General features: G+C 69.0%; 25 protein-coding genes and 4 pseudogenes. 16 read left to right on the top strand and 13 right to left on the bottom strand.

The window, feature by feature from the left end:
- Nucleotides 1-214 precede the first annotated feature (214 nt).
- Nucleotides 215-430 (top strand): annotated as a pseudogene (locus tag ACWD01_RS31280) (hypothetical protein); the annotation flags it as partial.
- 101 nt (nucleotides 431-531) lie between these two features.
- Here ACWD01_RS31280 and ACWD01_RS31275 read toward each other — a convergent pair.
- From ACWD01_RS31275 to ACWD01_RS31265, 3 genes are all read right to left on the bottom strand, one after another.
- A complete protein-coding gene (locus ACWD01_RS31275) occupies nucleotides 532-825 on the bottom strand; it encodes a hypothetical protein (RefSeq protein ID WP_451166537.1) in 294 nt (97 codons plus the stop codon).
- Between the two features lie 258 nt (nucleotides 826-1,083).
- Complete coding sequence (locus ACWD01_RS31270) at nucleotides 1,084-1,608, bottom strand: replication-relaxation family protein (protein WP_451166535.1); 525 nt, start codon at nucleotides 1,606-1,608, stop codon at nucleotides 1,084-1,086.
- Between the two features lie 20 nt (nucleotides 1,609-1,628).
- Nucleotides 1,629-1,769 carry a hypothetical protein gene (locus tag ACWD01_RS31265; protein WP_451166533.1) on the bottom strand — a complete coding sequence of 47 codons (141 nt, stop codon included), beginning with the start codon at nucleotides 1,767-1,769 and terminating at the stop codon, nucleotides 1,629-1,631.
- Nucleotides 1,770-1,881: 112 nt separating this feature from the next.
- On the opposite strand from ACWD01_RS31265, the gene ACWD01_RS31260 reads away from it, so the two are divergent.
- Nucleotides 1,882-2,160 (top strand): heavy-metal-associated domain-containing protein, encoded by a 279-nt coding sequence (locus ACWD01_RS31260; RefSeq protein ID WP_451166531.1) that lies wholly within the window; start codon nucleotides 1,882-1,884, stop codon nucleotides 2,158-2,160.
- 90 nt (nucleotides 2,161-2,250) lie between these two features.
- A complete protein-coding gene (locus ACWD01_RS31255; RefSeq protein WP_451166529.1) occupies nucleotides 2,251-3,081 on the top strand; it encodes an alpha/beta fold hydrolase in 831 nt (276 codons plus the stop codon).
- A gap of 4 nt (nucleotides 3,082-3,085) precedes the next feature.
- On the opposite strand, the gene ACWD01_RS31250 is transcribed toward ACWD01_RS31255, so the two are convergent.
- Entirely contained in the window at nucleotides 3,086-3,661 is a 576-nt protein-coding gene (locus tag ACWD01_RS31250; protein ID WP_451166527.1) for a TetR/AcrR family transcriptional regulator, read from the bottom strand.
- A 119-nt stretch (nucleotides 3,662-3,780) separates the two neighbouring features.
- On the opposite strand from ACWD01_RS31250, the gene ACWD01_RS31245 reads away from it, so the two are divergent.
- The 4 genes from ACWD01_RS31245 (at nucleotide 3,781) to ACWD01_RS31230 (ending at nucleotide 5,816) form a co-directional block, all read left to right on the top strand.
- Nucleotides 3,781-3,930 (top strand): hypothetical protein, encoded by a 150-nt coding sequence (locus tag ACWD01_RS31245; protein ID WP_451166525.1) that lies wholly within the window; start codon nucleotides 3,781-3,783, stop codon nucleotides 3,928-3,930.
- The gene (locus ACWD01_RS31240; RefSeq protein WP_451166524.1) at nucleotides 3,930-4,448 is read left to right on the top strand and encodes a hypothetical protein; all 519 of its coding nucleotides are present in this window, start codon (nucleotides 3,930-3,932) and stop codon (nucleotides 4,446-4,448) included. The genes ACWD01_RS31245 and ACWD01_RS31240 overlap by 1 nt, the downstream gene beginning before the upstream one ends.
- A gap of 91 nt (nucleotides 4,449-4,539) precedes the next feature.
- The gene (locus ACWD01_RS31235) at nucleotides 4,540-4,908 is read left to right on the top strand and encodes a BlaI/MecI/CopY family transcriptional regulator (protein ID WP_451166522.1); all 369 of its coding nucleotides are present in this window, start codon (nucleotides 4,540-4,542) and stop codon (nucleotides 4,906-4,908) included.
- Nucleotides 4,905-5,816 carry a M56 family metallopeptidase gene (locus ACWD01_RS31230; protein ID WP_451166520.1) on the top strand — a complete coding sequence of 304 codons (912 nt, stop codon included), beginning with the start codon at nucleotides 4,905-4,907 and terminating at the stop codon, nucleotides 5,814-5,816. Before ACWD01_RS31235 ends, ACWD01_RS31230 begins: the two co-directional genes overlap by 4 nt.
- A gap of 14 nt (nucleotides 5,817-5,830) precedes the next feature.
- Here ACWD01_RS31230 and ACWD01_RS31225 read toward each other — a convergent pair whose 3' ends face one another.
- The gene (locus ACWD01_RS31225; protein WP_451166518.1) at nucleotides 5,831-6,871 is read right to left on the bottom strand and encodes an NlpC/P60 family protein; all 1,041 of its coding nucleotides are present in this window, start codon (nucleotides 6,869-6,871) and stop codon (nucleotides 5,831-5,833) included.
- Nucleotides 6,872-7,121: 250 nt separating this feature from the next.
- The gene (locus ACWD01_RS31220) at nucleotides 7,122-7,625 is read right to left on the bottom strand and encodes a transposase (RefSeq protein ID WP_451166516.1); all 504 of its coding nucleotides are present in this window, start codon (nucleotides 7,623-7,625) and stop codon (nucleotides 7,122-7,124) included.
- Between the two features lie 75 nt (nucleotides 7,626-7,700).
- Between ACWD01_RS31220 and ACWD01_RS31215 the strand changes: the two genes are divergently transcribed.
- A complete protein-coding gene (locus tag ACWD01_RS31215) occupies nucleotides 7,701-8,147 on the top strand; it encodes a VOC family protein (protein WP_451166514.1) in 447 nt (148 codons plus the stop codon).
- 29 nt (nucleotides 8,148-8,176) lie between these two features.
- Here ACWD01_RS31215 and ACWD01_RS31210 read toward each other — a convergent pair.
- From ACWD01_RS31210 to ACWD01_RS31180, 7 genes and pseudogenes are all read right to left on the bottom strand, one after another.
- Nucleotides 8,177-9,167 (bottom strand): annotated as a pseudogene (locus ACWD01_RS31210) (transposase); the annotation flags it as partial.
- A gap of 21 nt (nucleotides 9,168-9,188) precedes the next feature.
- Complete coding sequence (locus ACWD01_RS31205; protein WP_451166512.1) at nucleotides 9,189-10,430, bottom strand: MFS transporter; 1,242 nt, start codon at nucleotides 10,428-10,430, stop codon at nucleotides 9,189-9,191.
- Between the two features lie 30 nt (nucleotides 10,431-10,460).
- Nucleotides 10,461-10,805, bottom strand: a pseudogene (locus ACWD01_RS31200) (SDR family oxidoreductase); the annotation flags it as partial.
- Nucleotides 10,806-10,984: 179 nt separating this feature from the next.
- A complete protein-coding gene (locus tag ACWD01_RS31195) occupies nucleotides 10,985-11,218 on the bottom strand; it encodes a hypothetical protein (protein ID WP_451166510.1) in 234 nt (77 codons plus the stop codon).
- A gap of 988 nt (nucleotides 11,219-12,206) precedes the next feature.
- Complete coding sequence (locus tag ACWD01_RS31190; protein ID WP_451166508.1) at nucleotides 12,207-12,689, bottom strand: hypothetical protein; 483 nt, start codon at nucleotides 12,687-12,689, stop codon at nucleotides 12,207-12,209.
- Nucleotides 12,686-14,293, bottom strand: coding sequence for a glycoside hydrolase family 15 protein (locus ACWD01_RS31185; RefSeq protein WP_451166507.1), 1,608 nt, complete (start codon nucleotides 14,291-14,293; stop codon nucleotides 12,686-12,688). The genes ACWD01_RS31190 and ACWD01_RS31185 overlap by 4 nt, the downstream gene beginning before the upstream one ends.
- A gap of 575 nt (nucleotides 14,294-14,868) precedes the next feature.
- Nucleotides 14,869-15,840, bottom strand: coding sequence for a GlxA family transcriptional regulator (locus ACWD01_RS31180; protein WP_451166505.1), 972 nt, complete (start codon nucleotides 15,838-15,840; stop codon nucleotides 14,869-14,871).
- A 129-nt stretch (nucleotides 15,841-15,969) separates the two neighbouring features.
- Between ACWD01_RS31180 and ACWD01_RS31175 the strand changes: the two genes are divergently transcribed.
- The 8 genes and pseudogenes from ACWD01_RS31175 to ACWD01_RS31140 all read left to right on the top strand — a co-directional run bounded on the left by ACWD01_RS31175 (nucleotide 15,970) and on the right by ACWD01_RS31140 (nucleotide 22,696).
- Complete coding sequence (locus ACWD01_RS31175) at nucleotides 15,970-16,938, top strand: NADP-dependent oxidoreductase (protein ID WP_451166504.1); 969 nt, start codon at nucleotides 15,970-15,972, stop codon at nucleotides 16,936-16,938.
- 113 nt (nucleotides 16,939-17,051) lie between these two features.
- Entirely contained in the window at nucleotides 17,052-17,468 is a 417-nt protein-coding gene (locus tag ACWD01_RS31170; protein ID WP_451166502.1) for a nuclear transport factor 2 family protein, read from the top strand.
- A gap of 629 nt (nucleotides 17,469-18,097) precedes the next feature.
- A complete protein-coding gene (locus ACWD01_RS31165) occupies nucleotides 18,098-18,280 on the top strand; it encodes a hypothetical protein (RefSeq protein ID WP_451166500.1) in 183 nt (60 codons plus the stop codon).
- Nucleotides 18,277-19,332 (top strand): hypothetical protein, encoded by a 1,056-nt coding sequence (locus tag ACWD01_RS31160; RefSeq protein ID WP_451166498.1) that lies wholly within the window; start codon nucleotides 18,277-18,279, stop codon nucleotides 19,330-19,332. Before ACWD01_RS31165 ends, ACWD01_RS31160 begins: the two co-directional genes overlap by 4 nt.
- 378 nt (nucleotides 19,333-19,710) lie before the next feature.
- Nucleotides 19,711-20,095 (top strand): annotated as a pseudogene (locus tag ACWD01_RS31155) (class I SAM-dependent methyltransferase); the annotation flags it as partial.
- Between the two features lie 377 nt (nucleotides 20,096-20,472).
- The gene (locus ACWD01_RS31150) at nucleotides 20,473-20,928 is read left to right on the top strand and encodes a MarR family winged helix-turn-helix transcriptional regulator (RefSeq protein ID WP_451166496.1); all 456 of its coding nucleotides are present in this window, start codon (nucleotides 20,473-20,475) and stop codon (nucleotides 20,926-20,928) included.
- Nucleotides 20,929-21,899: 971 nt separating this feature from the next.
- The gene (locus ACWD01_RS31145; RefSeq protein ID WP_451166494.1) at nucleotides 21,900-22,220 is read left to right on the top strand and encodes a DMT family transporter; all 321 of its coding nucleotides are present in this window, start codon (nucleotides 21,900-21,902) and stop codon (nucleotides 22,218-22,220) included.
- Between the two features lie 47 nt (nucleotides 22,221-22,267).
- Entirely contained in the window at nucleotides 22,268-22,696 is a 429-nt protein-coding gene (locus ACWD01_RS31140; protein WP_451166492.1) for a DMT family transporter, read from the top strand.
- The last annotated feature ends 270 nt before the right edge of the window (nucleotides 22,697-22,966 follow it).

The following is a 22,966-nucleotide window of genomic DNA, read 5'->3' as shown; positions in this document are numbered from 1 at the left end:
AGTCCGTCATCGTCGAATCGCGCAGTTCGGTGGCCGTCCAGTCGGCCACTGCAGTCCCTGTATACGGCTGGGACCACAGCGCGTGGCGGTGCCGGGGTCGTCCCCGCCCGCCAGCCGCGTGCCGCCGGCGCCGTCCCGGTGGTCGTCGTACCGTCGCCTGGTCGCCTCCGTCGTGGCCCCCGGCCGCGGCGACGTGCCGCAGCCCCGGCCGGCGCTGCGGCGTGGCGCCGTGCCGGTGCCGCATTCCGCGATCGAGGTCCGCTTCGGCACGAGCCGGGCCGGGGCCGTCGACGTCGCGCTCTACCGGTCCGCCGACGTCGACGCACTGCCCGCCGCACACCCGGAGGTCGACTGGGCGCAGCTGCGCGCGGTCCCCAAAGGCCGGCGCTCCCCGCTCGCGGCGCTGGCGAAGCAGGCCGCTGTGGCGTGACGTCGACGGGCCCCGTTCGTTGAACGGGGCTGCGGAGCAAGGAAGCAAGCCTCCGGGACCGGTTGGGCCTCGGAGGCTTCGTCATCCTGTTCCGGCTGTGATCAGTCGCCGCCCCGGGGTGAAAGCTCCCAGCCCTCGGGGGTCGGATGCTGGGAACGGACGACGGTGGTCGTGGCCGCCAGGACGTTGCCGTGTTGGTCGTACTGAATGGCCTCGTAGACCACGACTGGAAGCATGGCGTACCTGGGCAAGCCGAGGGCTTCGAGTTCATCCGCAGACGCGCCGCGTGCTGTGACCTGTCGTTCGACGCGCGTGCATCCGGGAATCACTGGTGCCGGGGAGTCCCCTCCTCCGCGACTGAAGTCGGGGTTGATGCGGGGCTCCTGTGCGGTCACCGAGGTCTCCTGGGTTGAGGGCATGGCGGGCGATCCGAGCGTACGCGGGGAGACCGACATCCCGGCCCCGGTCTGGACAGCAGGCAGGCCCGGGCACCAAGTGTCCGACCCTGAGCAAGCAGCCGAACGGCCTTGATCGCCGCGCGGTCCTCGTCATCCCGCCGGGCGGCGCGGCAACTTCGGTGCCGTTCCGCCCACCGGGCCGAACGCCGGGCAAGCCCTTCATGCGTAAGGGCATGCCCGGCGTCGTGCGCGGCGTCAGCGGCCGGTGGGCTCGGGGTAGCGCCGGCGGCGCCGGTCCGGGTCGTCGATGCCAATCTCGTACCAGGGCTCGCCGCGCTGGAGCCGGGGCAGGGTGTTCACCCACACCGCGACGGCGATCCCCTTCACGTCGGCGGTGAGCGCCTGGAGGCGGTTGTCGAGCAGGTGCTCCTCCTTGCCCGCCAGGACGACGTGCAGCCGCGGGAAGGTCTGCGAGCGGGTGTAGCGGTGGCGCTGCCAGAACGGGAACGTGCCGCCGATCGTGCCGCGGGCGCCTTCCCAGACGCGGTGCCCGGCGTAGCGCTCGCAGTCCCAGACCTCACGTGCGAGGCGGGCCTGGGACATGCTGCCGTTGCCGAGCTCGAAGAGGCGCACCTCACTGGTCCTGGCCGGCACGGCGAGGACGGCGTCGGTGCCGATCTCCCCGAGGATGAGGTAGCGGTGCTCGCCCGGGACGTGGTGACGTATCCCGAGGCTGTCTCGGTCACGGCGATTCTGTGTGACCGGTTGTGGCGACAACACGTATTAGAGGACACGCACGGTCAGATGCCGCACACGCTGGCCGAGGTTCCCCGTCTGCTGACGGCCTCGCGGACGGCGTCGTACACCGCGGTTTCGATGGCATGCTGCGGCGCGGTGAGCGCGTCGGCTTCACCGTCCACCGGCCGCAGCCTGATGGCCACTTCACCTCTTGAGAGGCCAGTCGGACCACTTGCCAGCGGTACGGGGTGGGCGTATACATGGACGAGCCAAGCTATACCCCCTAGGGGTATAGCCTCATAGTTGGAGGAACCCATGTCCTGCTGCACCCCCGACGGAAGCTGCTCCACCGGCGCGGCTGCAGAAGCAGTTGTCGACGGCCGCACCACCGTCTACAACGTCGCCGGCATGACCTGCGGTCACTGCAAGGCCACGCTCACGAAGGAGATCGGAGCCCTCAGTGGCGTCCTGTCCGTCGAGGTGGACCTGAGCGCCGGTCAGGTCGCCGTCACCACCTCCGACGAGCCCGACGACGCCCTGTTCGCCAAAGTTGTCGACGACGCCGGCTACGAGCTGACCGGCCGGGCGGCCTGAGCCGTCCATGCGCTGCTGCCGTCCCCGGGACCGGGGCCGGCAGCAGCGTCATGTCCATCCGTACCGGGCGCCACTCCACCAGGAATCCGCATGCACGAGTTCGTCTATCACAGCAGTGACGGCTGCCCCCTCTACGCGGTGGCCACGGGCGGCGGGCCGGTCCTCGTCCTCCTTCACGGCGGGGGACCGGATCACCGGAGCCTCCTGCCACTGGCCGATCGGCTCGCCGACACGTACACCGTCGTCCTGCCGGACGTCCGCGGCTACGGTCGCTCCCTTTGTACCGACCCTGCGCGCCACACCTGGGCGCAGTACGCCGAGGACGTGGGTGCGCTCCTCGATCACCTCGATCTGCGGCGGGCGGCAGTGGGAGGTACCGGTCTCGGCGGAACGATCACCCTGCGTGCGGCTGCGGCCTATCCGGGACGCATTCGGGCCGCTGTCGTAATCAGTGTCGAGGACATCGAGGACGATTCCGCGAAGGCGGCCGAGGCCACCATGATGGAGAGCTTCGCCGCTCGCGTCCTCGCCGAAGGCGTCGAGGCGGCTTGGGCGCCGATCCTGCCTGAGCTCATGCCTCTGATCGGATCGCTCGTACGGGAGGCCATTCCGCGTTCGGACCCGGCGAGCATTGCCGCCGCGTGCGCCATCGGACGGGACCGGGCCTTCCGTAGCGTGGAAGATCTCCGCTCGATCACCGTTCCGACACTGATCATTCCCGGTGCCGATGTCAGACACCCGGCTGCCCTGGCTCAGGACGTGGCCGAGATCCTGCCCCACGGCCTCCTGGCCTCGGTCGCTCTGACGGCGGCGATGCAGACCGCGGACGACTTGGCGCGAACCGTGGCGCCGGCCGTCTGGGACTTCCTCATGAAGCACCTCACCATCCACGGCGCGAAGTCCGCGCCGGGCGGCGCCTGAGCGATCAGTGCTCGGGGCGCAGTCCTGCCAGAGTCACTTCCACCAGGCGGCGGACCGCCGCTTTGGAGCGCAGCGATCCGGCCGCGGTGAGTGCGTGCAGGCAGTAGTCGGCCAACTCGTCGGCCGCGACGTCATCGCGGAGCTCGCCGGCGGCGGCACCTTGCGCCAGCAGGTCGTGGACGATGCTGTGGAGGTGCTGGTGTGCCCTGGCGACGTGCTCGCCCCGGTGGAGCATGCCGACCAGTTCATCGCCATGGCCGTGACGCTCGTACGCGATCAACGCGTAGGCCTCCAGCACCGCTTCGAGCCGCTCCAGCGGTGTCCCGGCCCGGTCGCGCACCTCGGTCAGCCGGGCCGCGTGCGCGGTCACCTGGCGCTCGTGCCATGCCAGGAGGACGGCTTCCACGTCGGGAAAGTACTTGTAGAGGGTCGCCCGGCCGATGCCGGTCTCGGTGGCGATCTGCGACATCGTCACTGACCGGAGGCCGTGTCCTGCCACCAGCTTCGCCGTCGTGTCCAGGATCGCGTCCCGCACAGCGCGGCGGTGCTCTTCGACCGTCTCGTTCCATAGCTTGGGCACCGCCCCAGTATGCGTCCTGTTCGCCTGGGGACGGTGTGGTTCTGACATAGACAGTGTGTCTCGTAAAATGCTTGAGTAGAGCTGCCGCTGCACGACATGGACAGAGACGAGGCCACACCATGACCGAGCCGCTCTCCTCACCCGAGCCGCCTGACGAGGGCGGTGCGCCTCGCTGGGTGAAGGTGTTCGGCGGGGTCGTCCTCGCCGTGGTCGTGCTGTTCGTCGCGATCCACCTCGCCGGCGGCGGCATGGTGGGGCACACGCCGTGATGACCATGCCCCCGCGCCTGCGCAAGATCGCGCTGACCGCCCATGTCACCTTCTCCATCGGTTGGATCGGCGCGGTCGCCGTCTTCCTCGTGCTCGCTCTCGCCGGTTTGAACGGTCAGGACTCCGAGACGGTGCGAGCGGCGTACCTCTCGATGGAACTGACGGGATGGCTCGTGATCGTGCCGCTCAGTCTCGCTTCCCTCCTCACCGGTCTCGTGCAGTCGCTGGGGACGGTGTGGGGCCTGGCGCGCCACTACTGGGTGCTGATCAAGCTCCTCATCACTGCTCTGGCGACCGTGGTGCTGCTCGTCCACATGCAGCCCATCGGTCACATGGCCGATGCTGTCAGACAGGCGACTCTGTCGGACGGCGAACTCGGCGGCATGCGGATCCAGCTCGTCGCCGACGCAGGTGCCGCGCTGGTGGTGCTCCTGGTGGCCGTGGCACTGTCGGTCTTCAAGCCACGCGGCATGACCCGATACGGACGGCGCCGCCTGCGGAATGCCCCGCCTTCATGAGCCTTGCGCAGAGGCACACTCAGCCGCAGGGGCAAGGGCGCCCGGGACCTACTATGGAGCCGCGAACAGTGGAGCGGAAGGAAGACGGGCCATGCGGCGGCTGGGGGAACTCGAGGCGGAGATCATGGACCGCCTGTGGACGTGGAACCGCCCGGCGACGGTCCGCGAGGTCGTCGACGACATCAACAAGCACCGCCCGATCGCGTACAGCACGGTGATGACCGTGACGAACATCCTGCACGGCAAGGGATGGCTGGTGCGCAGCAAGCAGGGCAGGGCCTGGCTCTACACGCCGGTCCGCAGCCGCGAAGCTTACGCCGCCGCGCTCATGGAGGATGGCCTTGATACCAGCAAGGACCGCCCGGCCGCCCTGCTCCACTTCGTCGAGAACATGTCCGAGGACGAAGTCGACGCCCTGCGCCAAGCGCTGCGGAACGTGAAACGGCAGGGCATGGAGTGAACGCCGCGCCCGCGCTGATCGGCTACATGGCGACCGTTGGCGTCGCGGCACCGCACCTGATGCTGCGCAGCACATGGCCGCACCGGGCACCGGTACTGGCGGCAGCGGTCTGGCAGGCGCTCGCTCTCTCGTTCTCGGTCGCCGCAGGTCTTCTCGCCTACAACCTGGCGACGCCAACCGAGCACCTCCACGCCGGCTTCATCGGGCTGCTCCACGCATGCGGTCTGCCCGCGGGCGCCGGGAAACCAGACCCTGGCACGGTGGAGCAGCTGGCCGTCGTGCTGCCGGCGGGCGTCCTGCTGGCTCTGGCAAGCAGCTTCACATTCCATGCCCTACGGGCCCGCCGCGCGCGTACCCGTCACCGCGAGACGTTGGACGTGGTCGGTCGTCACTCCGATGCCCTGCGGGCGACGGTCCTCGCGTACGGTGTGCCCGCGGCGTACTGCCTTCCCGGTAGACGCCCCAGGATCGTCGTCAGTGACGCGGCGGTCGAGAGGCTGTCACCGGAGCAGCTCCACGCCGTCCTGGAGCACGAACGGGCACATGTGGCAGGCCGGCACCATCTCCCCCTGGCCACTGCGGAGGCTTTCGCCGCGGTGTTCCGATGGCTGCCCTTGGCGCATCACGCCAAGGAGCAGACAGCGCTGCTGCTCGAGATGATCGCGGACGACCGTGCCGTACGGAGCCAGTCGCACGATGTGTTCGCCGCGGCCATGTACGAGATGGCCACCGCACGAGCTCCGAGGGGCGCGTTCTCGGTCGGGGGAAACAGTGCCGTGATCCGCATGCGCAGGGTTCTGGGACGACACAGAGCACCGCACCCCGTACTGCGTGGAGCCGCTGTCGCTGTAACTGCGGCCGTCCCGCTGCTTCCCCTGCTGCTCGTCTGCCCACCCGGCCTCGGATGAGACGGCACGGCTGATCAGCTGATGCGAACGCCCCACATGAAGGGCATTCCGCTGCGCGCGATGGACTCGTACCGTACCTGCGCTCCCGGCTTGGGGGCATGCAGAATCTGTCCGTTCCCCGCGTAGAAGCCCACATGGCTCAGGTCGCTGCGCATGATGATGAGGTCGCCGGGCTTGAGTGCGCCGAGGGAACTGATACGGGTTCCGGCATTGGCCTGCGCCTGTGAGGTTCGGGGTATGGAGACGCCGGCCTGGCGGAAGGCCCAGGACGTCAGCCCGGAGCAGTCGAAGGAGCTCGGTCCGGACGCTCCCCACACATAGGGCATACCGACCCGGCTCTTGGCAGCGTTGAAGGCGGCGGCCGCGCGCTGCGAGGCGCTGGCCTCATTGCCGAGATCGACGCGGTCGCTGGACCGGTTGGCGCGATCCTCTGCGGCCGCGATCCGGGCCCGCTCTGCGGCCGTCATCGTGTTGAGGAGCTGCTGGGCCTTGGAGAGCTTGCCCTGGATCTCCTGCTTCCTGCTGCTCAGTTCCTTGCGGGTGTCCTCAAGGTCTCTGAGTTTCTCCGTGGCCTGGCTGCGCTGCTGCTGCAGCGCGCGCTGCTGGGACATGAACTGCTGGAGCAGAGTGACCTGCCGCGTGTTCAGCCGGTCGATGTCCGAGGCCTTGCGGAGGTAGGTGTCGGGGTTCTCCGAAAGCAGGAGTTGCACGGAGGGGTCGAGACCACCGCTGCGGTACTGGCCGGCGGCCATGGTGCCCAGTCGGTCGCGCAGTTCGTTGAGCTCGCTCTGCTTGCGAGCGGCCGTCTCCTGCAGGTTCTTGACCTGCTTCTGCAGGTCGTCGGCCTTCTCCTTCGCCCCGTTGTACTTCTCGGTGGCCTGCGTCGCCTCTTCGTACAGCCGGTCGACCTGCGCCTTGACACCCTTCGCCTTGGGATCGGGCAAGGGGTCGGCCGAGGCCGACTGCGTGGACAGAGCAACGGCCGCTGCCGCTGTCACAGTGAGCGCGGTCGCATAGCTCGAGTTCGGCTGCTTAGGACGACGGTGGGACGCCACTGAGGCGAGCTCCTTCTCCCTTGGCCGCCAGTGGGAGGGAGACGTGCTCCCCGGCGCCACCTGAGTGGTGGCCATGGCGGTCGCCTCCGTTGCCACCCCGGGCGGGTGATCGACCGTGCGGAGACTCGAGCGGATACTAATCTGTTAAGTGGCTTAGTTCCAATGTTCGAGGTGCTTGCCGCAACAAGGGGCCCAGCGTGAGGGGCGTGGTGACGCGACAACGAACCTGTCGGGTGTGCCGCTTGAGCCGTCAATGGCCGGATGCAGCCGCGCCGACCCCCGACCGAAGCTGAATCGGACGTCTCCGCCTCCTGGTTGGTGACCGCGGTGACCGCCCTGGGACATGCCGCGGGCGACGAGGAAACCGGATCGCGTACCGGTCGAACCATTCCGGCGGAACCCACCCGGCCAGCCACTCCGGCTCGTGGGCCGCCACGCTGTTCAACGCGGCGCGCAGAGTTTCACCGAGCCGCACCAGCCCGTTGATCTGCCGGGCGGCGGACAGCACGATCGTGGAGTCCGTGCGTGCACGGCCACCGGCCTTGAGCAAGCCGTGATCTGCGGCGGCCTCAAGGACCCGGTCCAGGAGCTCGATCCCGGCGTCTCCAGCGATCAGCCGGTCCCTGAACTCGGTGAGTACCGAGTGGTCGAAGCCTGAATCGGCCAGCTCCAGCCCCAGCAAGTACTTCGAGTCCAAACGTCCGCGCACCGCGTCCGCAGCCTGCCGATCCGACAGGCCCTCGGCAAACTGCATGACTGAGCTTGTCGTTTAACGTCCGACCCCGGAAACCAGCAGACACGGCTTCGGCATCTGCTCGATCATGAGCTGATGACTGCGTTCTACCATGTGTGCTTCGTCGTGCCGGACATCGAGAGGGCTATGGATGACCTTGGGAGGTCCGTGGGAGCCGAGTGGGGTGCCCCGGTAACTGATCGACTTGGCGAGTGGGACTTTCGCATCGCCTTCACCCGCGGCGGACCACCATTCATCGAGCTGATCAAGGGGCCTGCAGGGAGTCCTTGGGATGCTTCGCAAGGAGCTCGGTTCGACCATCTGGGCTACTGGACCAGCTCTGTCCAGCAGGGTTCTCAGCGGCTGGAGGACGATGGTTTCACCGTTGACTTCACCGGCTGCCCCTATGGCCGGCCCTTCGCGTACCACCGCTTGGACAGCATTGGCGGCCGCGTCGAGCTGGTGGATGTGACACGGCAGCCGACCTTCATCCAGAAGTGGCATAGCGATGGGGGCCCAATGCCCGTGATCGACGAGAGATGACAGCAAGGTCCTCGGCCTCGCTGTGTTGTTCACCCCGCGCGTCGTGGCTTGGTGCCCTTCTTGTGGTGTGAGGGGCGTGTGTAAGCCTCGCCCGTGGCCAGGACGCGTCCAAGTCGTGGCGGGCCGCTGAGCGATGGTTCTTCGAACCTGCCGGGCGTCCCGGGCCGGGCTGGGAGGGTTTCGGTGCACTCGCTGGTGAAGGGCTCTTCGCGTGAAGGTTCCGGAACCCCCGGCGGACCCGGGCTGGGGTGAGCCTGTGCGGCTCGGCCTTCTTCTCCCACGGCCGAAGGTCGACCGCCAGAGGCCGGGCAAGCCGCAGTTGGGTGTGAGCGGCGATCACCAGCCAGGTCCAGCGGTCCGCCGCATCCGGGCTGCGCAACCGTGGTTTCGTCCACCCGAGTGTCTGCTTGAAAAGACGAAACGTGTGCTCAAGGTCGAAGCGACGCAGGAACGCCTGCCAGCAGCGGTCGACATCCGCCGGGGTCGCGTCGACTCGGGACCACCACAGCCAGACTGGCTTGTTGTCGCCGCCGGATGGGAGACGCTCGACGGTCAGCCGGATGACGGTGCCTTCGATGATGGGCAGCGGCCCCTCATGGTCGAGCCAGGCTGCCCGCTTGGTCAGCCGCGGGTGAAGCCTGTTCCAGGCCTGCGCGGTCGCCTTGCCATAGCGACGGGTGTCGGTCACGGTGACGGCCTGCTCGGAACCCCAGGTGGCGGGGTCGCCGAAGACGAACTCGCTGCCATGCTTGGGTGGTCGGCCGCCCTTGGGGTCGTAGACGCGTGGCGGTGTCGGGCGCCGCAGGACCCGGTCGGACCGCATCCGGCCCAGGATCTCGACGGGAAGGTCGCCGAGCAGGTGGGCGATGCGCAAGCGTCGTATCCGGCGTCCAGCACCACCAGGATGTGCGGGTCGCCGTCGGTCCACTGGCCGGCCGCGACGAGCCGTTGGATGACGTCGCGGATCTGGGCGGTGGTGACGGCGGCGACGTCCGCACCGGGCTGGAGCCGGATGGCGTCCGCGGATGGTCGAGCTTGCCCTCACGCCTCATGACCTTCCCTTCTCTCCGCGGATTTCGCGCCGTCGCGCATCGAAACGGTCTCGCTGATGTCGCCCGGCGGTGCGAAGTACCAGCGAGCGGTAAGGAGCATCGGAATTCCCATCACACTGGCCACGATCATTGCCGCGGCCGGGACGGACGTACCGGCGAGCCATGCGCCGAAGGCGCTCCCCAGGAACATGCAGGCATCGCCTACGGGGATCAGCGCGGCGTAGTAGTAGCCCATGACGGAGCGTGGGATCCGGATCTGGACCTCGGCGTAGTACAGGACATAGCCGGCCGACTCCATGATCCCGATGGTGACCATCACGGCCATCGCGGTGGAGAAGTTCGGCAGCCACGGCAGGGACAGCCACCCCACCGCCTCGATCAGCATCACGGCGACGTAGAGGGTGCCGGTGCTGCTCCGCTTGAAGCGCGCTATGAGCAGGCTTCCGCACAGACCGCCCACTCCCATCGCGGCCAGCATCCAGCCGTAGAACCCGGAGATCTCGGAGTAGTGCTGCGCCCCCATGACGACCAGCATCATCCGGCCGAGCGTCACAGCCAGGAGATAGCTGAACGAGGTGAGGGTCGCGCCGCGGATGAACGCGTCGGCCGAGATGACGCGCAGGAGCGCCCGGGTGCTGGTGACGTAAGCCGTCCTGAGCCCCCTGCGGTCCTTGGCGCCCGTGGACTCGGCTTCCTCGCCCACGGCCGGCGGCAAGGGCGGGACCCGGAGCATCATGACCGCCGCGACGAGTGACGTCGCCGCCTCGAGGAGGAAGGCGACCCACAGCGGCCAGCCGATGGCGATGATGACGCCGACCAGCGGGGGACCGGAGAGGGTGGACACCCGCTGAGCGGCCATGAGCAGGCCGTTGCCGCGCCGCTCGTCGCCTTCGCTCACCACCGCAGGACGCAGGACGAGCCGGGCGGGGCCCGCGAGCATCACCGTGAGACCGATGCCGAGCGTGAGGATCTGGATCTGCCACAGCGCCCCGCACACCGGGATGAGCGCGGCGAACAGCGCGGACAGGAGCGAGCTGATCACGGCGATACGGCGTGGATCCCGCCTGGCCAGGAGCCTGCCCACGATCGGCCCGGCGACAATGCTGGGAACCAGCCTGATGGCCAGGGTCAGACCCGCGGCCAACGTGGTTCCGTAGTCGCGGATCAGGAGCAGGGGAAGAGCGACGGCGGTCATGCTCGTTCCCAGGTCGACAGTGAAGATGCTGACCATCAACGGGATGAGGCCCGGTTTTCGCATGCGTCAATGCCCCATGCCCAGGCCGCCGTCCACGGGGATCACGGCCCCGGTGACGAACCCTGCTCCGGGCGAAGCCAGCCACTGCACCGCGGAGGCGACCTCGTTGGGGTCGCCTCCAAGGTGCATCGGAGTGTCCGCGACGATCTCGTCCTGTCGTTTCTGGGTGAGCCCCTTCGTCATGTCCGTCGGTATGAACCCCGGAGCGACAGCATTCACCGTGATACCCCGAGGGCCCAACTCCCTCGCGAGGGACCGGGTGAGGCCGACGAGCGCTGCCTTGCTCGCGGCGTAGTTGGCCTGTCCCTCCGATCCCCTGAGTCCAGCAACGGAGGAGATGAAGATCTGGCGGAGCTGGGGGCCGACGGCGTCGCCGGGGATCGCCTCACCGATGTCCGGGTCGACGGAGATGACGACCAGGGCGCGGTCCACGGCGTGGATCCCCGCCTCGCTGGCGATGTTCTCAAGCTGCTTCGCGGCGGAGTCGGAGAAGGCGATACGGGCGCGGCGAGGCCCGTGCCCCGCCGGCATCAGGCCACGGCGGGGCGCTGCGCGGCGAGCCGGGCGAGGTGGGTCTCGCGGAGCTCCTCCCACGGCGTGCAGCCCTCCACCGAGGGAAGCCCGTTCTCCGCGATGTCCTCCAGGACGGCGGCGAACTGGTCGGCGTTCTCCCGGGTTTTGGCCGCGTACGCGCGGACCGCGTCGGCGGCCGCGGGCTCCAGCTGCTGCCGGACGTGGTCGGCGGGGACCGGCTGTTCACTCATCGAGGGCTCCAGGAGGGCGGAACTGCGTCTGCTTCAACGGTATCGGCCGCCCCGGCCCGTGGGGACCGGTCCAGAGAACCCGGCCGCACGAAGGTACGCGACCCAGTGACCCAGGTGGACCCAGCTTCTGGCGCGCTCCGTGTTCCCCAGGGAGAACACCGGTCCCAGGACCCAGTGAGCTGAGGCGATTGCCGGGTCCAGCTGGGTCCGCCCGCGAGATGACACGGTTCGGCCGGACTGCTCAGGCAGGGATGCCCGGCAGGACCTGGCCGTTGGTGATCTGGAGGCGGGCGGTCCTCGCGTGGCCGTGGCACACCGCGTACCGGTCGCCGTCGTCGGCCCGGACGGCGCGGGTGGCCGACTCCGGGCACGGCGCGTCCAGCCGGCGTCGACCAGGCGTTCAGGCCTGCGAGGCGCGCACCAGGCGCGGCCGTAGCGGTCTCGGTAGTCACCCTGGGATTCTTCCCCACCGGGCCGAACCGGGCCGGTGGCTGTGGCGCCGTTCCAGAAGCTGCCAGCAAGATCGGCGGCGGCGCACGGCGGCGGGATCCGCGTAGTGCCCGAGGTGCGCGGCCAGGGCGTGGGCGAGCCACGCGTCAACGTCCTTCGGCACGTACGAGCCGGCCCGCCGGGTGAGTTCGTCCCGGGCGGCGGCAGCCGCTGCTTGGGTGGCGAGCTCGGCCTGGACGACGTCATCGGGGTCCGGCCGTAGACGGTGCCCGGCACCGCAGCGGTGAGCAACTGGGCGAGGCGTTCCCACTCCCGCGAGCTCCGCTCGGCCGCGGATGTCGTCGGCCAGGTCCTCGTGCCGCGAGTCCTGCCGGGCGAAGAACCGGGCTTCCTCGAGGGCCCCCGCGACGGTGCAACAGGTGTGGTGCCATCGCTGGTTCGGGTGAGATCCCTCTGGCCGGGCAGTCAGGGGGCGACGGAAGCCCGTGATTCTGCGACGGCACCCCGTTCCTGACCCGTTCCCGTCCGGAGAGCTCCCTCAGTCAGGCCATGCGAGGAACCCTCCGACGATGGTGCCGTAGGCGAGGTGTGCTGCGAGCGTGACGGTCGGTGTGCCGCGGCCGTAATTGAGCATGAGGAAGCCGGGTGGTTCCAGCAGCGCGACGTCGGGGGCGCTGGTGTGGGGTGTGCCCATGCGCGGGTGAATGAGGGGCAGCAGGATATTGACGAGCGCGGTGGCGGCGAACAGGCCATGAACGAGGCCGAAGATGGTGCCCAGCCACCAGCTGCTGTAGCCGATGGCAGCGAAGACGGCGTAGTACAGCAGGGCGAAGATCTGGCCGTTGACGAAGTGCGCGCCGTAGCCGATGGCTTTGGCGCGGGTCCGGTTGCTGGTGAAGGCGGTGCCGAGCAGGAACGGCAGGTCGATGCGGGAGAGGTTGGCGGCGTTGGCTGCGCGCAGGCCAGTGGTCAGGATAAGAGTGCCGACGAGTCCGCCAGCCAGTGCGGCCCAGATGCTCATCGTGCCGCCTCGCCGATCGCGCAGGCGGCGCTGATCAGGGCCAGGTGGGACAGGCCCTGGGGCAGGTTGCCGAGGAACATTCCGGTGGTGGGGTCGACCTCTTCGCTGAAAAGGCCGACATCGTTGGCGAGGGCCACCAGCTGCCCCATGAGGTGGGCGGCTTCGTCTGCGCGACCGACCAGGGCCAATGCTTCGGCCAGCCAGAATGAGCAGGCGAGGAAGGCGCCCTCACTGCCGGGGAGGCCGTCTGGGCGTAGGTAGCGGTTGACGTAGGGGCCGTGTTGGAGGCTGCGCTGGATGGCGGCGACGGTGCCGCGCATGCGCGGGTGGTCGGGCGGACGGTAGCGGTGGAGCAGACCGAGCAGGAGACCGGCGTCCAGGGCGCTGCTGTCGGCGGAGCGCACGTAACTGTTAAGGCGCGGGTTGAAACAGCGGTCGTCGATAAACTCGGCGATGGCTTGTCGCTCTCGCTGCCAGCGAGCAGAGTGCCGTTCGGGGATCAGCTGCCGCCCGGCCAGGTCGAGGGCGCGGTCGAGGGCGATCCAGCACATCATCTTGGATTGAGTGAAGTGCTCGGGGTCGCTGCGTACCTCCCAGATGCCTGCGTCGGGGTGCCGCCAGGCGGTGCAGATGAAGTCGGCGGTCTCGGCCAGTCTGCGGGCGATGTCGGCGTCCAGCCTTCGGTCTGCGGCGGAGTACAGCCAGGCGGTCTGCAGAAGTTCCCCGTAGGTGTCGAGCTGGAGCTGCCCGGCTGCCGCGTTGCCGATGCGCACGGGCGCCGAGCCTCGGTAGCCCGCCAGGGGCAGGGTTTGCTCGGGTGTGCTGGTGCCGCCGTCGAGGCGGTACAGGACGTGCAGGCGGGGGTGTGTGAGCTGGGAGGCGTGCATCAGCCACCAGAAGTAGCTGGTGGCTTCCGGCGCGCAGCCCAGCTTGAGGAAGGCGTCCAGGGTGAAGGCGGAGTCGCGGATCCAGCTGAAGCGGTAGTCCCAGTTGCGTTTCCCGCCGAGCTCCTCGGGCAGCGAGGTGGTCGCGGCGGCGGCGACCGCGCCGGAGGGCGCGAAGACCAGGAGCTTGAGGGCGAGGGCGCTGCGTAGCACCGCCTCGCGCCATGGTCCGGTGTAGGTGCGATGGTCGGTCCACTGTTGCCACCTGGCGGTGGTCTTGTCCAGGCGCTCCTCGCATTCGGCGCGAGTGGGCAGGACCAGCGGCTCTTGGTGTGCGTATGCCAGCGCGATCAGGGCCCGGGTAGCGGCATCGGCGTGGAATCGTGCGGTGACCGAGTCGTCCGTGCACCGCGGCTTTCCCGCGTTCCAGGCGCAGACGGCGACCGCGTCGGGCCCCGAGGCTGCCACCGGAATCCCGGCGCGCTGAGTCATGAGCGGTGCGCGTGTGCCGTACTCGAAGCGTGGCTGGACGCTCCAGCGCATGGGGACACTGCCGGCGAGACCCTCGATCCGCCGGACCAGTTCCCGACCGGGTGCCAGGGAGAGGTTGTCGGAGAGGGTCAGCGCGTCGGTCAGCCGGACCGTTCCGTGCGCGGTGGTGAACGTCGTCTCCAGGACGTTGGTGCCGGGAAGGTAGCGGCGGGTTGCGGTGTAGGGCACGTCGGGCTGGAGGAGGAACCTGCCGCCCCGGGTCTGGTCGAGTGGAGCGCATCGAGTGGATTCCACTGCGCGCCGATGCGCATCACGATGGACTCCACTCTCCACCCGGTGCGCACTATGGCGTCCACTCCACCCGGTGGAGCGCACCGCGGTGTTGGAGTGCATGACATCGTCCGCACCACGCACCACCCCTACACACGGTGACGGTGCGCGGTGCGCCGGGAGGGAGAGATCTCCCCTCCGCCACCGTGCATCGGGGCCCGGTGCGGGCTGCCTCCGAAGTGGTAGCGGACGTGGTCAAGGTTGAAACGTCGAAAGATCGCGGGAAACTCGTGGCTGGACAAGGGTTGCTTTCCACTGGGTGGAATCCGGCGGCACACCCGTTTGACAGACCCGAAACGTGCCGTAGGCCGGGCGGAACGGTGAGTTGCTCGCCGCTACCGCGCTGAACCGTCGCTGGGCGGGGGCTCGCCCGCCCGGGCCGTGGCGGTCGCGAGGCCGGGGTCGGTGCCGACTGGAATGTCCGCGTTCTACGCCGGCTCGAAGGTGCCAGGAGCTGATCGAGCTGCGGCTTGTCAGGCTGCCGCGGGTGTGGGGCGGAAGGTGCGGCGGTATGCCTGGGGTGTGACCCCGATGGCGGCATGAAGGTGCTGGCGCAGGGAGACACCGGTGCCGAATCCGGCGCGGTCGGCGACCAGGTCGACGGGCCAGTCAGTGGTCTCCAGCAGGTGCCGGGCCAGGTCGACGCGCTGGCGGACGAGCCACTGGCCGGGGCTGGTGCCGACCTCGTCGCGGAAGCGGCGGGTGAAGGTACGCACGCTGACGTTGGCGTGGGCGGCCATGTCAGCCAGGGTGACGGGTTCAGCGAGGTGTTCCATGATCCACGCCTGTGTGGGGGCGGTGCCGGGGGCAGTGGGGTCGGGGACGGGGCGCTGGATGTACTGGGCCTGGCCGCCGTCGCGCCAGGGCGGTACGACGCAGGAGCGGGCGACCTCGTTGGCGATGTCGCTGCCGTGGTCGCGGCGGACGATGTGCAGGCACAGGTCGATACCGGCGGCTACCCCGGCAGAGGTGAGGATCTCGCCGTCGTCGATGAAGAGGACGTCGGGGTTGATGCGCGCGGTGGTGAACATGCGCTGCAGGTGGTCGGCTTCGCGCCAGTGGGTGGTGGCGGGGCGGCCGTCGAGTAGTCCCGCGGCGGCCAGCACGTAGGTGCCGGTGCAGATCGCCACGATCCGTGTTCCGGGGCGGATGGCCGCCAGGGCCTCGCGCAGGGTGTCGGGCAGGCGGCCCTCCTCGCGGATGGGGCCCAGCGCGTGGGAGGGGGGGATGACGACGGTGTCGACGCCGGCCAGCAGGGAGGCGTCGTGGGAGACGGTGAGCTGATAGTCGGCATCGGTGCGGACGGGGTGGCCGTCCAGGCTGCACGTGGTCACGGAGTAGAGCCGGTTGCCCGTGCCGTCGCGAGCGGCGCCGAAGATCCGCCCGGGGATGCCGAGCTCGAAGGGGACGACGCCTTCCAGGGCCAGAACGCCAACGTGGTGCATGACCCGATCCTTTCATTTCATGGCCATCGGGCCACTACTGGGGGTCTTTCCGCCCAGGCAGTCTGAGGACGTGCCCAGGAGAAACGGCACGAACGACAAGAAACGCACTGCTGAAAAGAGCACGTCATCATGGACCAGGCCCCCAGCCCCTCGACCATGCGCGCCATCTCGCAGGACGCCGCCGGAGCCCCGGGGGTCCTCAAGGTCGTCGAGACGCGGCGTCCCGTCCCGGGCCTGGGCGAGATCCTGGTCCGGGTGCACGCGGCAGGCGTGAACCCGACCGACTGGAAGACCCGCGAGCGCGGCGTGTTCGCAACCGGGGCCAGGCCGCCGTTCACCCTGGGCTTCGACGTCGCAGGGGTGGTCGAGGCGGTCGGCGGCGGGGTGACACTCTTCGTGGCCAGCGACGCGGTGTTCGGGATGCCGCGCTTCCCGCACCCGGCGGGCGCCTATGCCGAGTACGTCGCCGCCCCGGCCCGGCACTTCGCCCCGCGTCCCAAGGGTCTGGACCACATCCAGGCCGGCGCCCTGCCGCTGGCCTCGCTGACCGCTTGGCAGTCCCTGGTGGACACCGCGAACGTCCAGCCCGGCCAGCGCGTCCTGATCCACGCGGCCGCCGGAGGCGTAGGCCACCTGGCCGTACAGATCGCCAAGGCCCGCGGCGCGTACGTCATCGGCACGGCCAGCGCCGCCAAGCACGAGCTGCTCCGCTCGCTGGGCGCCGACGAGCTGATCGACTACCGCACCCAGGACTTCACCGAGACCCTCCGCGACGTCGATGTCGTTCTGGACACCCTCGGCGGCCCCAACTGGGCCCGGTCCCTGCAAACGCTGCGTCCGGGCGGCACGCTGATCTCGATCCTGCCGCTGGACGACAGCTTCCCCGCCAAGGAGGCCGAGGCGGCCGGTATCCGGGTGGTGTTCATGCTCGTCGAGCCCGACCATGCAGGGTTGCGCGAGGTCACCTCCCTGGTCGAGGGCAGCCGCCTGCGCGTGATTGTCGACGAGGTCTTCCCCCTCGAAGAAGCCGTCCGGGCCCACACGCTGGGTGAGACCGGCCGCACCACCGGCAAGATCGTCCTCTCCATGACTCCCTGACCCACCCCGCCGCTTCTGCCCTGCGGCAGCCATGCCGCCGGCTCCCCGGCCTGCGGCAGGCAGGACCCATCCCACCCGCACCACGACCACACACCACACAGAACGGAACCACCATGAGCATCATCCCCGCCCCGGCCGACACCCGTGACGTTGTCGACGCGTTCTTCGCCCGCTTCGGCGAAGGCGACATGCCCGCCCTGCTGGACCTGTTCGCCGACGGCGTCGCCTTCCACGTCGGCGGCGCTCCCAATGTCCCGTGGGCGGGCAGCCGCACCAGCAAGGACGACATCGCCGCGTTCTTCGCCTCCTTCGGCCAGCACCTCACCCCCGCAAAGGAGTACGTCGTCGCCACGACCGTCGTCGATGGCAACCACGCCGTGGTCATCGGCCACAACCGCTTCGGGGTCCTGGCCACCGGCAAGACCTTCACCAACCATTTCGCCCTCCACATCACGGCAGCCGAAGGCAAGATCACCGGCTACCGCATGTACGAGGACAGCCACGCCATCAGCGAAGCCTTCACCGTCTGACCGCGCGGCACCACCATCCCGCGACCGGACTGCAGAGGCGCGGCCGGAGTGTCGGCAAACGAACGTCTGCCGACACTCCGGCCGGTGGGCACGAACCCGGGCACTCCGCCCGGGAGGTAGTGGGCAGCGTCCGAGCAGGTGGCGTCGTCGTGCATGCGGCTCCTTCCTCGTCAGAGCGCTCTGGGGTGAGGGAGAGCCATGACCGGGGCGGCCGACTCATTGCCGATGCTGCGGCCGCCCCGGGACTTCACGCCGCGAGCTGGTTCGCAGGCGGGGCGGTGTAGCTGTGCCGGTCGGCGGGGGTGCCGTCGTAGCACTCCAAACAGCTGCTGGTTCTGTCGACGGGACCCGGCACCACTTGTCGCTCAGTGCCGAGAGCGCCTCGTTTCGCCATCAGGCGATGTCTGTGAGTTCTGGCAACGCTTGAGGGCTTGTGGTGGGGGCATGGATGTGCCCTGCGGGATGAGGCTGCGACGGCGCCATCGAAGCCCACGGTCGACTTGTAGGCGGCGATCCGCCGTGATGCTTACCACGGAGCTGTCCTACCGGGCCTTGAGAGCGAGCACGGTGTCGGGTTCGCACGGTCGGGAAACGGAACCGAATGGACAGGTACGGGCGTCGAGGCCACCATGAAGGATCACCCGGACGGCATCGTCCTCGTAAGCAATCCGTGGGCCACCGCTGTTTCGCTCACAACTACGGGAATGGTCAACTGCGCCACCAAGCGGTGGCACTGGTCATACCGGGACCGCTCCTGGACCTGGTCCACCGCCGCCGTCTACGGGCCCGTGGAACGGGAGCTTGCGGCATGACAGGCAGCACTTCTGCGATCAGCTCGGACGACCGCCGGGCCGACACCTCCGTCGTGGCCGAGGCCCTGCGGATCACCGGCCGCGACCGGCGCCCCGTGTTCGGCTCCGCCGTCCTGGCCAGCGCGGCGGCGCTGCTTGTCGGAGGGGGGATCGTGGCAGGCGCGTTCGCCGCGTCGTGGGGTCTGTTCCTGGAAGCCAGAAGAGCCGCCGAGCTCGCCATCGAATACGAGGACTCCTACGTCGCGTACGCCGACCAGTGGGACAGCCTCGTCAAAGTCGCGTTCTGCGTGTTCCCGCTGCTGCTCCTCGTCGCGATGGCTTCGATCGCCTGGCTGCTCACCGCCCAGGCCGTCACCGTCGCGCACGCGCGGGAACGCGCGGCGGCGGGCACGGACCCGGCCTCGGCCCCTGGTGCGCTCACTCTCCGCGCCCTGTGGCGCCGCTCCCGTCCGGACTTCGGCGCCGCCCTCCGCGTGCAGTTGCTGACCCTGGTGTGCGCCCTCGTCCCGGGACTGGCGGGCCTGCTCGTCCTGGTTGTCGTCGCCATGGAGATGGTGCCCGGGGTCGTGTGGCCCACGTACCACGATCCCGCGACCGTGCAGTTCATCCTGGTGGGCCGGATCCTGCCCGTCGTGCTCTGGGCTCTCGGACTCGTCCTCCTGGCCCGTTTCTCACTGGCGACCGCTGTACGGGTGGCGGACAACTCCTCGGCGACGGCAGCGATGCGCCGTTCCTGGGTGCTGACCCGTACGGCACGTCTGTACACCACCGGGATCTTCCTGCTGAGCACGGTCGCGGTCGCCGTCGCCTTCACAGTGCTCAAGTGGCTCGGGACGTACGTGGCGCACTGGGCGGGGCTGCTCATACTGGCCACCACCGGGGACAACGTGTGGGTCACCGGAGTCCTCGTCATCATCACCCCGGTTGCGGTGGCGCTCGTGCTGCTGCCCTTTGCACTGGCGCCGATGGGCGTCCTGCTCGCGTGCCTGCGCGAGCGGCTCGACGGCGGCACGGGAGAGGCCCGGGTGCCGTCCAGTGTCCCGATCGGGTAAAGCCCCGGCGAGGGGTGCGGGAACCGAGCCAGCCGCTTGGCTGGACCGACGCGTCCACGCGCCCCGACAGCGGGCCGCCATCACGGTACTGGACGGCACCGTTGCCAGTTCGCATCGACATTTTCAGGCCCTCGAGATCGGTAAGTGCTGCCCGAAACCGCCGACGAACGTTCCCCACTTCCACCTGTACAGCCAAGCTGCCGAGAGTGCGCAAGAGTACTGGCGGAGTGCACTTGTTCTGTGGGTGCGCTATTCGTGCCGGAGGACCGTAGTCGGGGGCCAGGTGGGGGGTGGGTGCATCCTCGTCGGCACCGTCACCGCCGCAGCAGTCATCCGGCTCCGCTCATGAGCGGGCGGGCATCGCATGGCCTGCTCCGCATGCCCGAAATCACCGCGCATGCGCGACGCGACGACAATCCTGAGGAGTCCCGACAGGCGCGTCTGAGGCGGACATTCGACGAGGACGCGGAACTGTACGACCGGGCCAGGCCGGGATATCCGCCGGAGCTGTACGACGACCCGCGGAACTTGCAGGTGCCCGTCCCGGCAGTCGCGTACTGGAGGTGGGCTGTGGGACCGGCCAGGCCACGGCTCCCCTGGCCGATCGGGGCTGCCAGATCACGGCCGTCGAGGCAGGACCACACATGGCCGCGATCGCCCGTCGCAACCTGGCCGGGGCTCCGCTGTGGAGGTGGTGACGGCCGAGTTTGAGAGCTGGCCGCTGCCGACAGAGCCGTTCGACACCGTTCTCGCGGCGACCGCGTGAGCAATTGGCAAGAGTTGTGGTTCGGATGACGCGCAATCAGGCAGAGGCGGGCGGGGTCCTGTCGGCTGCCAGGGCGGGGGGGCGCCAGTGCGCGGGCGGCGGGGCGGGTGGGGTCGGCCGCGCGGGTCGTAGGCGAGGTGGCGGCGGGCTTCGGCGAGCAGGTGCCGGCGCTTGAGCGCGCCTCGTATCAAGGCACAGGTGAGGGCGCTGATGTCCCGGCCCGTCGAGTTGGTCGACAGGTAGCCTGACCATACAGTTGCTTGCGCCTACAACCATATGGGTCTGGTGCGACCTGAGATGGAGCATGAGGACGAAACGAAGAGATTGCATGAGCATGTATCCTGTTGTCAAACCCAGCCCCGAAGGACTCCCCCATGGCAACGTCGCACGTCGCACCCTCGCGCACCTCCGACCAGGCGGCCTGGGATCGCGTGCTCGCGCTCCACGCACACGTGGAGCGCGAGCTCGCCCAGGCCCTGCAGCGCCGCCACGGAATCGGCCTGTCGGAGTTCCGCTCCCTGAATCACCTCGACCACTCCTCGACGGGCGAACTGCGCATGCAGGACCTGGCCGACAAAGTCGGGCTCGGGCAGTCCTCCGTGACCCGCCTGGTAGGGCGGCTCGAAGCTGCCGGGTTCGCCTACAAGGACCTGTGCCCGTCGGACAAACGCGGCGTCTATGCGGTCATCACGGATGAAGGGCGACAACGCTGCCAGGCCGCGCGTGCGACCTATGCGGAGATTCTCTCCTCCTCGCTGAATACCTTCATCGCTGACCCCGACCTCGGCCCGACCGTCCAGGCCCTGCGCGGGGCCCACGGCCACAGCTGACCGCCGGCCGCGCCAGCGGCCGCCATGACGCGGCGCACTGCATCCCGGACACACTCGTTGCGTCCGGGCGTTCTTTTCTTCGCCTGATCAGGCGTCACTACCTGAGCCGCAGCCCCTTCGGCGAGTAGATGCTTGACCAGGGACCAGATGCTTCGTTCCCGTCGCCGTTCCGCCGTGCCACTGCCCCGCCCGGCCGAGGCCGCCGCCGTCCATGGCTGAAGACCGGGCCCCCACACGGCACTTCGCTTCAACGACGAGGCCGTCGCCTGCGGCCGGTTGAGCGTTCCCACCCAGACGCTCCGCGACCAGCTGCTGCAGCTGCGCCCTCCCGCCGGCAGCACCGTGTGCGTCCCGGCACTCAAGACACCGCAGGCGACCACACTGCTCCTGACCATCCCCCACGAGGGCCTCATCGTCCTGACCCCTCCCCCGACCTGGACAGCAGCGCGTTCGAGCGCCTCCCGAAGCAGGCCCGGCTACCCCACGTCCGGTCCGCGAGCGCCGAAGGCGCCCTGAAGACAGAACCGGTGACACGGAACAAACAGAGGTGGCCAGGGTCTGACACACCCGATCCGTCGCGGACCGCCTACTGGCCGACCGCACCGCTGAAGCGTTCGGCGCCGCCAAGACCCGCGCGGCGCGGATCTTCTCCGGCCACCCGCATGACCCGTTTGACAAGTAGATATATGTACATGCAAGCTCTCACCCTGACTCCCCCGGCCGGCAGACCGGCTCACTAAAAAGATATATTTGCACGTACAAGCATGTTGTGGGCAGGCTGCACCAAACAACCGTCCGAGAACCCCCTGCACTGGCGCCAACGGCGGCCGCATCGAGGGCGTCCCCGCACCAGCGCAGATCCACGTCTCCCGAGAGAGACGCACACAGGGCCCGGCCCCGTGCCTCCGGCGCCAACCGCACTGCACCAAGCCCCGCAACAACTGACCGTCACAGAACGAAAGGACCCTCCCGTGCACTGGCTCTACCTCGCCGTCGCCGTCACCTTCGAAGTCACCGTCGCCATCGCGGCCGGCAAGGCCGAAGGCTTCACCAACCGCCGGTGGACTGCTGCAACGCTGATCAGCGGCGCCATCGCGACCTTCTTCCTCAGCAAGGCCCTGCTGACCTTCGACGTCGGCGTCGGCTACGCCCTCTGGACATCCGTTGCCGGTATCGGCATCACCGTCCTCGGAGCCCTGCTCTTCGGCCAGCGCCTGGACTGGCGCAAGGGACTCGGCATCGCCGTCGTCATCGCCGGCGTCGTCGGCCTCCAGCTCAGTGGTGCCGCCTGAGAACCCCGCCGCCACCCGACCCACTACCCCGAAAAGGACTCACCCACATGTCCAGCACCACCACCCCCAGCGCAGCTCGCCCCTGGCTCATGCTCCTGCTCGCCGGAGCGTTCGAAGTCGTCTACGCACTCGCCGTCGGCGGCAGCGAGGGCTTCACCATCCTCCCGTGGTCCCTGGTCGCCATCGTGTTCTTCCTGCTGACGCTCTACGCACTCAGCTCCGCACTGCGCACGATCGACGTCGGCATCGGCTACGCCGTCTGGGCAGGAATCGGTGCGGTCGGCGCAGCACTGTTCGGTCCCCTCTTCTTCGATGAGACCCTCACTGCCGCCAAGTCCTCGTGGCTGGCAGTCATCATCGCCGGCGTGGTCTGGCTCAAGCTCAGCGACAGGCAGAAGAACACACCCAAGACCGCAGACGGTCCGCAGGACACGCAGGAGGTCACCGGCCGGCCGCGGGGCACCCGGACCGTATGACGCTGAAGACGGACCCGACCCCCACGCCACACGGAGCGCCGTCCGCAACAACAACCGGTCCGGCCGAGTCGCTGATCAACTGACCGTGGCACACCAGAGCAAAGTGCAGGACCCCTGACAGCTCGGGATCTCGAACCCCGACCGAGCAACCAGGGGCCCTGCGCCCCCTCCCGGTCTAGTACTGCAACGGTCTTTTGCGTGACGGTGGGGCAGTTTCTGGTGGTGTGTGGCCTCGTCGCTTGTAGTGGCTGATACGGGCTTGGTGTTGTC

The organism is Streptomyces sp. NPDC002835, from assembly GCF_053591995.1.
Note: the sequence above shows the minus strand (reverse complement) of the source record. Positions and strands in the feature narration are given on the sequence as shown.